The 13,909-nt window shown below is 72.2% G+C and carries 10 protein-coding genes and 1 pseudogene; 8 read left to right on the top strand and 3 right to left on the bottom strand.

Features of this window, described 5'->3' with window-relative positions:
• Positions 1 to 103 precede the first annotated feature (103 nt).
• The 6 genes from J7656_RS12205 to J7656_RS12230 all read left to right on the top strand — a co-directional run bounded on the left by J7656_RS12205 (position 104) and on the right by J7656_RS12230 (position 4,771).
• Complete coding sequence (locus tag J7656_RS12205; protein ID WP_004598400.1) at positions 104 to 1,135, top strand: phosphate signaling complex PhoU family protein; 1,032 nt, start codon at positions 104 to 106, stop codon at positions 1,133 to 1,135.
• A gap of 122 nt (positions 1,136 to 1,257) precedes the next feature.
• Positions 1,258 to 1,440 carry a DUF7525 family protein gene (locus J7656_RS12210; RefSeq protein ID WP_004598401.1) on the top strand — a complete coding sequence of 61 codons (183 nt, stop codon included), beginning with the start codon at positions 1,258 to 1,260 and terminating at the stop codon, positions 1,438 to 1,440.
• Positions 1,441 to 1,521: 81 nt separating this feature from the next.
• Positions 1,522 to 1,749: a DUF7123 family protein gene (locus J7656_RS12215; RefSeq protein ID WP_004598402.1), complete on the top strand. Its 228-nt coding sequence runs from the start codon at positions 1,522 to 1,524 to the stop codon at positions 1,747 to 1,749.
• A gap of 122 nt (positions 1,750 to 1,871) precedes the next feature.
• Positions 1,872 to 2,303 carry an SRPBCC family protein gene (locus J7656_RS12220; protein ID WP_017342630.1) on the top strand — a complete coding sequence of 144 codons (432 nt, stop codon included), beginning with the start codon at positions 1,872 to 1,874 and terminating at the stop codon, positions 2,301 to 2,303.
• Entirely contained in the window at positions 2,300 to 3,106 is an 807-nt protein-coding gene (locus J7656_RS12225; protein ID WP_017342629.1) for a carbon-nitrogen family hydrolase, read from the top strand. The genes J7656_RS12220 and J7656_RS12225 overlap by 4 nt, the downstream gene beginning before the upstream one ends.
• Positions 3,107 to 3,769: 663 nt before the next feature.
• Complete coding sequence (locus J7656_RS12230; RefSeq protein ID WP_017342628.1) at positions 3,770 to 4,771, top strand: presenilin family intramembrane aspartyl protease PSH; 1,002 nt, start codon at positions 3,770 to 3,772, stop codon at positions 4,769 to 4,771.
• A 995-nt stretch (positions 4,772 to 5,766) separates the two neighbouring features.
• Here J7656_RS12230 and J7656_RS12235 read toward each other — a convergent pair.
• Positions 5,767 to 6,275, bottom strand: a pseudogene (locus J7656_RS12235) (PUA domain-containing protein).
• A gap of 92 nt (positions 6,276 to 6,367) precedes the next feature.
• Positions 6,368 to 10,237, bottom strand: a complete 3,870-nt coding sequence (locus J7656_RS12240; RefSeq protein WP_211553427.1) for a tetratricopeptide repeat protein — start codon at positions 10,235 to 10,237, stop codon at positions 6,368 to 6,370.
• Positions 10,238 to 10,353: 116 nt separating this feature from the next.
• Between J7656_RS12240 and J7656_RS12245 the strand changes: the two genes are divergently transcribed.
• Positions 10,354 to 11,934: an aldehyde dehydrogenase family protein gene (locus J7656_RS12245; protein WP_211553429.1), complete on the top strand. Its 1,581-nt coding sequence runs from the start codon at positions 10,354 to 10,356 to the stop codon at positions 11,932 to 11,934.
• A 30-nt stretch (positions 11,935 to 11,964) separates the two neighbouring features.
• On the opposite strand, the gene J7656_RS12250 is transcribed toward J7656_RS12245, so the two are convergent.
• Complete coding sequence (locus J7656_RS12250; RefSeq protein ID WP_017342625.1) at positions 11,965 to 12,879, bottom strand: HD domain-containing protein; 915 nt, start codon at positions 12,877 to 12,879, stop codon at positions 11,965 to 11,967.
• 143 nt (positions 12,880 to 13,022) lie between these two features.
• On the opposite strand from J7656_RS12250, the gene J7656_RS12255 reads away from it, so the two are divergent.
• The gene (locus J7656_RS12255; RefSeq protein ID WP_211553431.1) at positions 13,023 to 13,706 is read left to right on the top strand and encodes a haloacid dehalogenase type II; all 684 of its coding nucleotides are present in this window, start codon (positions 13,023 to 13,025) and stop codon (positions 13,704 to 13,706) included.
• Positions 13,707 to 13,909: the final 203 nt, after the last annotated feature.

Below are 13,909 nucleotides of genomic sequence, written 5' to 3' on the forward strand. Positions count from 1 at the left end.
GTCGGGGTGTGACCCCCTCGCAACCGTCATCCCTTGTATATTCGATGAAGCATATAATGAACATGGGAACAAGGTTAAGGTGTATCCCGCGATACGGTCGCGTATGGAAACGCGGAAGGTCCAGCGGTTGGGGCCGTCGACGCTGGCGATGACCCTCCCGGCCGAGTGGGCACAGGAACACGGCGTGAACAAGGGCGACGAGGTGTCGCTGCGGATGGGCGGCAAGGGGACGCTCACGGTGCTCCCCGAGTCGGTGAGCACCGAGGAGTCGGAGGCCGTCATCAACGCGGACGGGCTCGACGCGCGCTCGCTCGAACGCGCGATCGTCGCGCAGTACGTGCTGGGGCGGCGCGTGATCCACGTCCGCAGCGAGGGGACGCTCGACAGCGAGCACATCAACGCGGTGTACAAGGCGGAGACCCAGCTGATGGGGCTCGGCGTCATCGAGGAGACCCCGGAGGACATCTCGATCCGCTGCTCGGTCGACCCCGAGGACTTCACCCTCGACAACCTGCTCGAACGCTTGGAGAACACCGGCTCGACGATGCGGGGCGAGGGCGTGAAGGCGCTCGCGCACGGCAACCCGGACCTCGCGCAGCGCGCGCTCAACCGCGAGCGGCAGGCGAACAAGATCTTCGTCCTCCTGCTCCGGCTCATCTTCACCGCCTACCAGAACCCGAACCTCGCGCGCGCCGTCGGCCTCGAAGAGGGGTTCCCCCTGATCGGCTACCGCTCCGTCGCGAAGAACCTCGAACTCACCGCGGACAACGCGGAGGACATCGCCGAGATCGTGATGGAGGCCGAGGGCCACACCCTCGACGTCGACAGCGCGACGATGCGGCAGATCCGCGAGTTCACCGACCAGGTGGACGAGCTGACCGCGCTCGCGGTCCGGGCGGTCGTCGAGCGCGACTACGACCTCACCGTCGAGTGCCGCGACCTGTTCTCGCGGCTGGAGGACCGCGAACAGGAGATCCTCGCCGAGCTGCCGGACGACCTGGACAACGAGACGCTGCTGATGACCCGCGAGGTGCTCGTCAGCCTCCAGCACACCGCGGAGTACGCCATGCGGAACGCGGAGATCGCGGCGAACCTCGCGCTCAACGAGGCGTCGGACCACGTCGAGATAATCTGATCGCGACGCGTCGCCCGCGCCCCGGTCGTCGCGGGGGTCCGCCCCGGCTGTCGCGGGGGTCCCTCCCCGGCCCGTGTCGCGCGGTTCGCATGAACTAAGTGGTCCCCCGCGAAGCGGTTCGTATGAGCGAGGGTTCCATCGAATCGGACAAGGAGGTCGGCGTCGCGCTCGCGCTCGGCGCCATCGCGGTCGTCGGCGCCGTGGTGATGCTAGCGTACCCGGGACAGCTCGGGAAGGCGTGGGGGTTCGCGGGCGCGTTCGTCTTCGCGACGCTCGCCGTCGGCGCGGTCCAGCTGTTCGACTGAGCGACCGATCCGCGCCGCGAGACGGCCGACCGGTCGAAGAGACGAGAAACCGTTAAGAACGTCAGACGCGTATGTCCGGTAATGAGCGAGTACACCGAGGAGGAACAGCGGATCCTCGCGTACCTCACGGACAGCGTCACCCGTGGCGAGCGGTACGTTCGCTCGAAGACGATCGCCGACGCGATCGGGCTCACCGCGAAGCAGGTGGGGTCGCGGCTCCCGCGGCTCGCCGAGAAGTCGGACGACGTCGACATCGAGAAGTGGGGCCGCGCCAAGTCGACCACCTGGCGCGTGACGCCGGACGGCTGAGAGGGGAGGGTCGCGGTCGCGTCCCGACGCGCTCGCCGCGTTCCACGGATCCGTCGACGCGTTCCCCGAACCCGACTCCGTCGACGCGCATTTTTAACCCCCGTCGCCCCAAACGGGATCGTATGACCGTTCGAGTCTCCCGGACGTTCGAGTTCGACGCGCCGCCGGCCGACGTGTGGGCGTTCATCTCGGACGCGGAGCAGCGCGCGGGCGCCATCAGCGTGGTGGACTCCTTCGAGGTTCACGACGACCGGAACGCGACCTGGCACGTCGCGCTCCCGATACCGATGATCCGCTCGACGATCGACGTGGAGACGGAGGAGGTCGAGCGCGACCCCCCGAACCGAGTGAAGTTCGTCGGGAAGTCGCGGGCGTTCCGCGTCACGGGCGAACACGAGATCACGGAGACCGACGACGGCGGCTGCCGGCTCGCCAACGAGTTCGTCGTCGACGGGAACCTCCCCGGCGTCGAGTCCTTCTTCAAGCGCAACTTCGACGCCGAGCTGGACAACTTGGAGGACGCGCTCCGCGCCTCGCTGGCCTCGCCGGCATGAAGCTTGCCGGCGTCCAGCTGGCCGTCGAGGGCGGCGACGTCGAGGGGAACGTCGAGCGCGCGCTCGACCGCGTCCGGGCGGCCGCCGAGGAGGGCGCCGACCTCGTCGTCCTGCCCGAGCTGTTCGATGTCGGCTACTTCGCGTTCGACGCGTACGGCCGCGCCGCGGAGAGTATCGCCGGCGACCGGCTCGCCCGGTTCGCGGCCGCGGCCGACGAGGAGGACGTGGCGGTGCTGGCGGGGACGGTCGTCGAGGACCTGTCGGCGTCGGCCGCCGATGGGCTCGACGTGCCGGCCGAATCGGGGCTCGCCAACGCCGCGGTGCTGTTCGACGCCGACGGCGAGCGCCGCCTCGTCTACCGGAAGCACCACCTGTTCGGCTACGGCTCCGAGGAGACGGACCGGATGGTGCCCGGCGAGCGAACGCCCGTGGTCGAACTCGGGGGCGTCACGGTCGGGGTGACGACCTGCTACGACCTCCGGTTCCCGGAGCAGTTCCGCGCGATGGTCGACGCGGGCGTCGAGTGCGTGCTGGTGCCGAGCGCGTGGCCGTACCCGCGGATCGAACACTGGCGGACGCTCGGCCGCGCGCGCGCCATCGAGAACCTCGCGTACGTCGCCGCAATCAACGGGAGCGGCCGGTTCGGCGACGACGCGCTCTGTGGCCGGAGCGCGGTGTACGACCCGTGGGGCACCGCGCTCGCGTCGGTCGGGGACGAACCGGGCATCGTCACCGCGACCGTTGACCCCGATCGGGTCGCGACGGTCCGGGAAGACTTCCCCGCACTCCGCGACCGCCGCTGAGGGCGTCCGCAGGCGCCCTTCGATCGACTTCAGGTCGAGGACGTTCCGGGTCGCACACGTCCGGATCCCACAGATCCGGATCTCACACATTTATACGCGTGAGGAACATACCGTCTCTTGCCGAAGACCGACGCTTTTCTCGTTGGGATTCGGCGTTAATCGATCCGCGCGCCCGTCCCGACCACAGGGCGGCGTCGCCGACGACAGCCTGGGGGTCCGCTGTCCGGCCGCCGCCCGTCCGCCTCCCGCCGCTTCGCCTTTCGCCCGCCTCCCCTTCCCACTTCCACCCCTTTCCCTCGTTCCCTCGACGCCTAACTTCCTCCTCGCTTCGTCCAGTTGCGTTCCCGTCTCTCCCCGAGTATCTGTACTGATAACTCGGGCGGTAGGTTCTTACGTCGCTCGGAGGAGGAGGTAAACGCCGCGGACGAATCCGGTCGGCCCCATCCCGTTCCGGGCGGGCCGGCCGGCCACTCGCTTCCACCGTCCGTCGTCCGTCGGCTTGGGTTCGGGTCCACCCGCTCCCACACCGAGCCCGAACCCCTTTCTGTACGTGTCTCGCGTCACCGGACAGCGGCGGCCATCGGAGCGTGGGACCGGGGCGCAGCCCGGGGTGCGGCGCCGAAGCGCAAGGACGAAACCCGCGGCCGACGAACCGACGGTCGAATGTTTCCCCGCGAGTACCGCGGCGTCGCCTTCGTCGTCGGGCTGTTCCTGATCGTCCAGGTGGGCGCGCTGGCGCTGGTCCCCGAGTTCGCCGAGAGCGGCTATCAGGCGGTCGAGAACCCCGAGAACCCCGCCAACAGCGTGCTGTACGTCGTCGCCATCGTCGCGATGACCGGGCTGATGCTGGCGGCGTTCCGGTACGACTTCGACTGGGCGATCCGCCTGCTGATCGTCGGCACCTCGGCGTGGCTCTCGTGGTACGTGTTCTCCGCGCTCGTCTCGCCGCTCGCGGCCGCCGTCCCCGCGGTCGCGGTCGCGGTCGGCCTCCTCGTCCACCCCGAGTGGTACGTGATCGACACCGCCGGAGTGTTGATGGGCGCGGGCGCCGCCGGGCTGTTCGGCATCTCGTTCGGCCTGCTGCCCGCGCTACTCCTCCTCGCCGTCCTCGCCGTCTACGACGCGATCTCCGTGTACGGCACCGAACACATGCTGTCGCTCGCGGAGGGCGTGATGGACCTGAACATCCCCGTCGTGTTAGTGATCCCGCTGTCGCTGTCGTACTCGCTGCTCGACGGCGAGTCGGCCAGTGAGGAGGCGTCCGGCGTGGGCGAAGAGCCGACGTCCGACCCCGATTCGGAGGACGAGGCCGACGCGAGTCCCGACGGCGAGGACACCGCCGACCCCGCCGAGGCCGGCGACCGCGACGCCTTCTTCATCGGCCTCGGCGACGCCGTCATCCCGACGGTGCTGATCGCGAGCGCGGCGACGTTCTCGCCGGCGGCCGACCTCGCGGTCCCGCTGCTCGGCGTCAACCTCCCCGCGCTGCTCGCGATGGTCGGGACGCTCGCGGGGCTGCTCGTGCTCATGCGCTGGGTGATTCAGGGCCGGCCGCACGCGGGGCTTCCGCTTTTAAATGGCGGCGCGATCGGCGGCTACCTGATCGGCTCGCTCGCCGCCGGCGTCCCGCTGATCGAGGCGTTGGGGCTCGCAGGGATCTTATAAGTCGTTCGGATGTCCGAGTTCTTCTTTATAAACTGGTGATCGGTGGTGAACACCACCGAAGCCCCAGCCGCGAGGCTGTACGACGATATGGTGTATAAACGGCTCTGTTGAAATCCTATCCTTCGGACATATTATCGACTGAAACAGCCGGTCGATTAGAGCTGCTTCCTGATCGGTAGCGGGAGTGGATATCGCAGATCGCCGTCCGCGATGTCGTATTTAAATAGTCGTGAGCGACAGCGACGGGCACTTATAAATGACAGGCGGTGGCGCGCCCCGGTGAGCGGCCCGGAGGGCCGCGAACCGACGGTGCGAGGGAGTCGCTGGCGGCGGCAGCCGCCAGCGACGAGGCTGGGGAGGTGTGAGGTGCTGTGCGGGGCTGTGCGGGGCGGGACTCAAAGGGGCAGTCGCGAGGGCGAAGCACGCCGCAGCAAGCACCGCAGCGAGGGAGCGACAGCGACCGAGCGAGGAGCACAGCAAGGCGCGCGAGCCGTCGCGACTGGGGCTTTGGAGATCGTCATCCCAGCAGCGCTGATCACTTATAAACAGCCGACAGCAACACCGCTATTCTCTCTATAAATGGTCTCACTCACGACCTACGACACCTACTCCCGAAATCGCTCGTCTCTTCCTCTATACTAACCGCAACGAGGCCAAAATATATCATTTGCTGAGGATTTCGACAGGAGCTTATAAACCACTGATCGCCACGAACTCCCCCGAAGCCCCAGCCGCGAGGCGGCCAGACGTTCGCTGTGCTCCTCGTCGCTCGCGTCGCTCGCTCCTGCGGTGCTTGCGTCACCTCTGGTCGCCTCGCGGCTGCCCCTTCGAGTCCCGCCCAACACAGCACCGCACCTCACACCTCCCCAGCCTCGCGGCTCACGCTTCGCGGCTGCGCCGCTCGCGTTCGCCGCGTCCCTCGCGCGGTGCTGCTCGGCCGCGGGGCGGCCTCGCAGGCACGCGCCACCGCAGAGAAATCACCGCAGAAAAATTCGCTATTCGTCGTCCGCGGAGTTTCCGTCGCGCGTCTTCACGGCGACGCCGGAGCCGAGTTCTTCGGCCTCCGTACCGGAGAGTTCGGCGCGGCCGACCCCGAATATCGCGTCGGCCTCGTTCACGACGAGGACCTCGTCGCCGGGGCGGATCCCGTCGTCGGCCGCGGTGACGAACTTCGCGAACGCGTTGCGCCCCTCGCGCACGAACGGCTCGCTCTCCTCGCCGACGACCATCCGGTGTCGCGGCTCGGCGAACGCCTCGGCGATCCGCTTCCCGCCCGCGAGCCCGAGCGTGAACCGGCCGTCGGTGCCGTACGAGACGAGCCGGTCGCCCTCGCTGCTGCCGGGGTATCGTCGACATCGCCGTCGATCACCTGTCGCGGGCGGCCGCCGCTCGACCGGCGCACGGTGAGCGGGGCGTCCGGCGGAAATAGGGCCTCGCCCGCGCCGGCCCCGAACTGGTAGTCGGCGGCGGTCCGCAGGTCCGCGAGCGTGTCGGCGTCGGTCATGGCCGCGGTTCTCCGCGCGCCCCCAAAGCGATTGCGACACCGACCGGTCGCGGTGCGGCTCACGGCGCTCCCGGGCGCTCGCGACTCGTCGCTCAGCCGAGCGCGGGGTACGCCGCGGCGACGCCGTCGCCGTCGACGCGCCAGCGGTCCGCGATCTTCCGGTACGCCGCAGGCTCCGCGGCCGACTCCGCCGGGACCGCTTCCGGCGGGGCCTCCCGAAGGGCCTCGGTCAGGGCCTCGCAGTCAACCGAGTTCGACCCGGCGGCGCTCCCCGAGAGCAGGTCGGCGAGCCGGTCGGCCGCCGAAGCGGTCGCCCACGCGTCCTCGATCCGGCGGCCCAGATCGAGGGCCGCGGTCAGCCGCTCGGCCGCCGCGAGGGCGTCGCCGCGCTCGGCCGCAGCGGCGCCCAGCGACGCGAGCGCCTGCGCCTCGACCTGTGTGAATCCGCCCGCCCTCGCGGCGTCGACCGCGTCCGTCAGCGCCGTCGCCGCGGTCTCGGCGTCGCCGCGGGCGAGTGCCAACCGTCCCCGGATCCGATCCAGTTCGGCGAGGCGCTTCCGCCCGGCGTGATCGTCGAGCAACGACGCGGTCCGCTGGATCCGCCGCTCCGCCTCGATCGGGTCGCCGCGGTCGACCGCTACCTCGCCGAGGATCGCGGTCACCATCGCGCACCGCGTGTCGGCGCCGAGGCGGTCGAGGCGGTCGAGCGCGGCCGTCAGGAACCGCTCCGCCCGGTCGAGGTCGCCGGCGAGGTGCGCCGCGCTCCCGAGGTGGCTCAGCGCGAACGCCTCGTACATGTCCGAGCCGACCCGCTCGGCGATGGCCCGCGCCTCGGACGCGTGGGCGACCGCCTCGCCGACGGCGCCGCGCTGCTCTGCGACCGCCGCGAGGTTCAAATGCGAGATGGCCTCGCGGTGTTCGTCACCGACCGTCCGGTAGCCGTCGAGCGCGCGCCTCGCCGTGCGCTCGGCCGCGTCGAGGTCGCCGCGCCGCCGCAGCGCGACCGCGAGGTTCGCCCGGACGTTCGCCTCGCCGTGGGTGTCGTCGTAGGCGCGGAAGAGGTCGCCGGCGACCCGGTAGTGGTCGAGGACGGCGTCCGTCCCGTCGAGCCCGTCGAGCGCGTTCCCGACGTCCATCAGCGCCTTCGCCTTCGCGATCGGGTCGCCCGCCCTCGCGGCGATGGCGTACGCCCGCGAGGCCGCCTCGTAGGCGACCTCGTAGTCGCCGTCGAAGTGCGCCGCCTGCGCCCGTCCCCGGACCGCCGCCGCGAGGCCGCCGCGGTCGCCCGCGGCCGCGAACAGCTCCTCGGCCCGCTCGTACCGCTCGCGCGCCGCGTCGTACTCGCCGCGCCGCCGCGCCACGTCGCCGTACCCGCGCTGGCGCTCGGCCGCGCCGGCCTCGTCGACCGGCCGCCACGCGTCCAGCGCCGCCGTCGCGCCGTCGAGATCGCCGGCCTCGACGTACATCCGCGCCACCCACTCCGGCGGGCGGTCGCGCAGATCGTCCGGGCACGCCTCCGGGAGGTCGATCCAGGCGTAGCGCACGCGCCCGTACAGCGGCGCGAGGCGGGGGTAACGGCGCCCGACGCCGTACACCGCCCGGACAGTCTCGGCCGCCCACGCGCCCGGGTCGCGCTCGATCCGGGTCACCGTCGGCGCGTCCCCGCCGACTGCGCGGCGGATCCGCGAGCGGCGCGCAGGGTCGTCCGCGAGCGCGAGCACCCGCGAGACGGCCCGCCCCACGCGTCTGGCGACGACCGGCGCCGGTTCCCGTTCGACGAGCCGCTCCAAGAACAGCACCGACCACTCGTCGTGGACCGCGCGGTACTCCCCGTCGCCCGAGCGAACGAGTGCCGTCCCGACGAGGCGGTCGAGCGCGCGGCGAACGCCGTCGACGGTCGGCGACGGGTCGCGGTCCGCCCCCTCGCCGTCGGTCCCCGCTGCCCCGGTCTCCGATCCTGCGCTCCCGTCCGGGTCGTCGACGAGCGCGTACGCCAGCGTGCGGACGTCGCCCACGCCGGCGACGTTGAGGAGGTTCACCAGCACCGCGACGTCCGCGGTCGGCGGCGGGCGGTTCCGGACCTCCCGGACCGCCTCCGCGACCGCCGCCTCCAGTCCGGACTCAGGGCCTGCGTCGTCGCGGCCGGCCGGCGGGTCGCTCGCGTCGGCCTCCGTTCCCGACGCGCCGCCGGCGCTCTCGCTCGCTTCGCCGACGACGCTCGCGCCGTCGCCGGTCGCGCGGACGAGGCGGTGGACGAGCGCGAGCAGTTCGCCGACGCGCTCGTCGTCGGCGCGCCGCACGTCGTCGAGCAGCGCCGCCGGATCGGCCGCCGGCGCGGACCCCGTACAGTCGGCGACGTGGTCGACGAACCGCTCCACCTCGCGCCCGTCGAGCCGCGGCATCCGCGCGGTCGCCACCTCCCTGCGGTAACGGAGGTCGGCCGGCGACAGCGGAAGTCCGTCGGGGTCGTCGTACGGCTCCTCGCGGGCGTCGAATAGGAAGGACACGTCGTCGCGGTCGGCCAGTTTACGGGCGACGCCGAACGCCTCCGCAGCCCCCGGATCGACGGCGTCCTCGACGACGACGAGGTGGTGGCCGTCGCCCTCGGTGACGCGCTCGCGGAGCCGCTCCGTCGCCGAAAACGGGTCGCCGCCGTCGCCCGGTCGGTACGTCACCGGGCCGCGTCCCGACCGGTACCACTCGACCGCGACGCTTCGGCAGACGGTGCTCTTCCCGCTGCCCGGCGGGCCGACCAGCGCGTGGTCCGTCCCCTCGGCGAGTCCGTCGACGAGCAGCCCGGCGATCGAGCGTCGGTCGCCGTCGCGCACCGTCGTCCTTTCGAGGACGTATCCCGCGTCGACCTCCGGGAACGACGCCGTGGCCTGGAGCGGTCCGTACGGGTCCGGGTCGCCGGAGAGCCGCTCCTCGTCGACCGCGTGGAACCCCTGTGCCGAGAGCGCGCTCCGACCGCCGCCGCCCGAACCGATCCGCCCGAAGAGCCCGCCCGCGGCGCTCGATCCTCTCCCGTTCGCCCCGTCGTCTCGACCCGATCGGTCGGACGAGTCAGCGCCGCCGTCGCCGGCCGAGCCGTCGGACCCTTCGCTCCCGGCTCGGTCGCCTCCGGTCCGATCGCCCTCGGCTCGGTCGCTCTCGGCTCGGTCGTCCTCCGTGCGCTTCGTCTCGGAGCGATCCATCGCCGCGAGCGCCCCGCCCGCGTCGCGTCCGCGCTCGACCAGCCCGCGCACCTCGGTCTCCGCCCATTCGACCGCCTCCGGTTCGGTCGACGCCGCCGCGCCGTGGAGCGTGCCGTCGTCGTCGAAGGTGAGCAGCAGCGCGGTCCCGCCGGCTGCGACGATCCCCGCGTCGACGGTGTCGACCGCGGCGACCCGGCAGCCGTCCCGGCGCGCGACCGCGCCGAGGTCGTCCGCGAAGCGCTCGGCCGCGTGCCGGTACGCCCGGTCCCCCAGCGCCAGGTCGACGGTCCCGCCCCCGGCGGCCGCGCGGCGGAGCCGCTCCGCGAGCCGGGGGTAGGGGAACGCGGGCAGCGCGGCGGCGACCGCGTCCGCGTCGGCGAGCGCCTCGTCGAGCACCTCTAAGGGTCGGTAGGGGTCCGGGGCCGCGGCGCGGTACGTCTCCGCCTCGCGGAGGACCGCCGGGTCGACGTCGACGTCAGCGCCGAGCGGGTCGAGGACGTCGCCCGCGGCCGCGAGGTCGTCGGCGGTCGTCAGGAACTCGCGGTACTCGGTCGCGAGCAGCCGGCCGGAGAGCGTCGTCCGGTAGCCGTCCGTCTCGCCGGCGACGAGCCCCGCGGCCTCCAGCTCGTCTATCGCGCGGTTCACCGTCGACCGGGAGTGGCCGAGCTCGTCCACGAGCTCGTGCTTGCGCAGCGGTCCCGCGGTGAGCCGTTCGAGGAAGTCGAGGCGACGCTCGACGACGCCCACGAGTTCCGACGGCTCCGTCATACGTCCCCCCGCACCGCCCCCACCGACATAACTGTTTCTTCGGTGACGGCTTCGGCGCGCGGTGACACAGTGTTTCACGGGGTGAGAATAAGGGCGATACCGACGCAGTCGGCTCCATGGACGGGGATCCGACGGGCGGGAGAGACGAATCGGGCGCGTCGACCGGGCTCGACGAGGCGGAATCGACCGGACCGGACGCGGAGCGGGCGGCCGAGTCCGCAGAGCCGACGCCGACGGACGAGACGGGCGCGGCCGACGACCGCGCGGACACCGACTCCGAGACGGAGGGCGCCGCCCGCGAACCGACGGACGGCCGGTCCGGGACGAGTGCTGCGGACCTGCCGAGCCGCGCGTCGCGGGCCGTCGCGAGCGCGCGGACGGCGGCGGACGAACTGGCGGCGTGGGCCCCGGAGGACGTCGACGGGCTCGTGCGGTCGGTCGGCGAGCGGCTGGCCGACAGGGAGACGGTCAGCCGCCTCGCGCGGTCGGCGGTCAACGAGACCGGGCGGGGGCACCCGGGAACGAAGGCCGAGAAGATCGCGACCGCGCTCGACGCCGCCCGGCGGACGGTGCGGGACGCCCCGACCGCCGGCGTGGTCGACCGCGACGGGGCGGCGGGCACGGTGACCGTCGCCGGGCCGACCGGCGTCGTCGGGGCGGCGGTCCCCGCGACGCACCCGGTCGTGATCCCCGCGGTCCTCTCGCTGTACGGGCTCGCCGCACGGAACGCGGTCGTGTTCGCGCCCTCGCCGTCGACCGTGGAGACGTGCGACGTCGTCGTCGAGACCGTCCGCCGCGCGCTCGCCGACGCGGGCGCGCCGACCGGCGCGGTGTCGATGCTGCCCGCGCCGGCGGCGAAGCCCGAGACCGACGCGCTGTTCGAGCGGGCCGACTTCGTCGTCGCGGCCGGCTCCGAGGCGACGGTCGCCGCGGGGCAGCGCTGCGGGACGCCCAACGTCGCCACCAGTGCCGACGGCGTCGTCTCCGTCGCGGACGGATCGGTCCCGGCCGAGGCCGTGGCGACGCGGGTCGCGGTTGGGGCGACCTACGACTTCGGCGCCCACCCCGCGGGCGACGCCGCGGTCGTCACGGTGTCGCCGGCGGTCGACCAGCTGTGCGCCGCGCTCGAAGACGAGGGGGGGTACGTCCTCGACGCGGCCGAGCGCGACCGACTCCGCGCGCTCCTCGGCAGGGGGAAAGACGAGACCGACCCCCGCGGGAACTCGCCGGGGTGGCTGGCGGCCGCGCTCGACCTCCCGAGCGCGGCCCGCGAGGCGGCGTTCCTCGTCGCCGAGCCCGACGGCGCGGACGACCTCCTCGCGACGCTGTCCGGGATCCCCGCGGTCGCGGTCCACGGGCGGAGCGGGTTCGACGCCGCGACCGCGCTCGCCGCCGAGATCGGGTCCCGGCACGCCGCGGCGGTCCACACCACCCAGCAGCGCCGCGCCCGGCGCGCCGCGGAGCGGCTCGCCCCTGGCCGCCTCGTCGTCAATCAACCGGGGATCGCGGCGACGGGCGCGCGCTCGAACGGGTTCAAGGCGGCGCCCGTCCTTGGCGGCGGAACCGCGGAGGGGAGCCAACTGTGCGGGGGACTCACGCCCGACCGCCTCGCGCAGACGACGACCGTCGCCGCGACGACCGTCGCTGACGAGGCGTCCCACCGGGACGGGGCCGGCGACACGCTCCGGGGGCCCTGAGTCCAGACAGTCCGGCACGGCCGCGACCGATTAGAGCTCGATACGGTCGACGATGGGTCCGTTCCCGTCGTTCCCGTCGCTATGGGTGTTGATCGCGACGGTCCGGATCCGGTCTTCGAGCAGCGATCCGTCGATCTTCGCCTTCAACAGCGAGTCGACCTGATAGACGCCGGCGGCGTTGTTCATTCGGATCACGACCTGAACGGGCGTCTCGTCGCCCTCGCGGAGCGAGACGCGCTCTATCGCCTGCGAGGAGACGGTGTTGATCCCGCGGCCGCCCTCCTCGTAGGGGACCCGCGAGCGCCCGCGTTCCATGTCGAGGCCGTCGGCGATCCGGACGACACCCGCCTCCAGCGTGAGCGGCTGTTCCTCGGTGTGGTGACAGAGGATCGCGTGGAGCACCTCGGCCTTCACCCGCACCTGATCGGCCACGTCGTAGAAGGAGGGCAGCAGGTCGTCCAGCAGGTCCGCGGCCAGCGGGATCGAGTAGTACGGGTGGTCGTGGCGGTGGACGACGTGGCCGATGTCGTGGAGCGTCGCCGCCAGCGCGACGATCACCGGCTCGTCGGCCTCCTCTAACCCCTGCTGGCGGGCGCCGTTGAACTCGACACCGCCGGACTTGAGCAGGTCGTACAGCCGGAGCGCGCGGTCGCGGACGATCTCGACGTGTTTGGACCCGTGGTCGTTGTACCCCTTCCGGGCGACCGGGTTGACGTTCTGCGCCTCCAGGTAGGTGACGACCTCCTCGTCCGATTCGACCCGCGCGAGGACCTCGTTGAGCCGCTCGTCGGGGAACGCGTGCTCGGCGTCCGGGTCGTACTCGTGGCGGCCGGCGTCGGTGCCGGCGTCGACCTCGTCGCGCGCGGCCGGCGCGTCCTCGGCGGTCGGGTCGGGGACTTCGTCGCCGTCGGTCGGGTCGGGGGCGTCGTCGGCAGGGTCGCTCATGCGTCTCCCAGAGTCGCCCGCCCCGGATAAATGTGCGAGCCGCGCGGCTCCGTTGTCCAGACTGCCACTATCTCGCCGGTCGAATCGCGGGGATCCTGCCGGCGCCCCGGCCGCTTATCCGGCCGCCCGCTGTGGCCCCGCGTATGGCGTTCGATCCCGACCGCGTCTCGACGGTGACGTTCGACTCGTACAGCACGCTCGTGGACGTCGAGGCCGCCGAGGCGGCGCTCGCGGACCGGGTTCCGGACCCCGAGCCGGTGTCGCGACTGTGGCGGTCGCGGTCGCTGGCGTACACGTTCGTCGCGAACGCGGTCGACGCCTACCAGCCGTTCTACGAGATGAACCGCGACGCGCTGACGTACGCGCTGGCGGCGCACGGCGTCGACCTCTCGGACGCCGAGCGCGACGAGATCCTCGCGGTGTACCACGAGCTTGAGGTGTTCGAGGACGTGCGCGACGCGATCGGACGGCTCCGCGACGCCGGGTACGACTGCTACGTCCTCTCGAACGGCGACCCCGAGATGCTCGCGTCGATGGTCGAACACGCCGACATCGCGGACCTGATCGAGGACGCGATCAGCGCCGACGAGGTGGAGACGTTCAAGCCGGCCGCCGAGCTCTACCGCCACGGCGCGGCCCGGACCGGGACGCCCATCGACGAGGTGGTCCACGCCACCGCCGGCTGGTTCGACGTGCTGGGCGCGAGCCACGCCGGGATGCAGGCCGCGTGGGTCGACAGGAAGGGAACGCCGTGGGAGCCGTTCGACGGCGACCCGGACCTCACTGTCGAGACGCTCCACGAACTGGCGGACCGGCTCGGGGCGTGACCGCGAGCCGCCGCGAAACAGGCCCGTGACCGTCTCCGAGCGGGGGCGCGACCGACCGCGCGGCAGTTTCCACCCGAGACACAACGCATAAGCGCGCGACCGATCCATATGTCGGTGTGACTCGACCCGCGTCCGCACGCGGTCCGCAGTCGACTGTAGCGACGCGGCTCTTCTCGAAAAAACGCGCGTGAGCCGTCCGCCGG

Origin of the sequence: Halorubrum ruber (assembly GCF_018228765.1) — an archaeon.
GTDB lineage: Archaea > Halobacteriota > Halobacteria > Halobacteriales > Haloferacaceae > Halorubrum > Halorubrum ruber.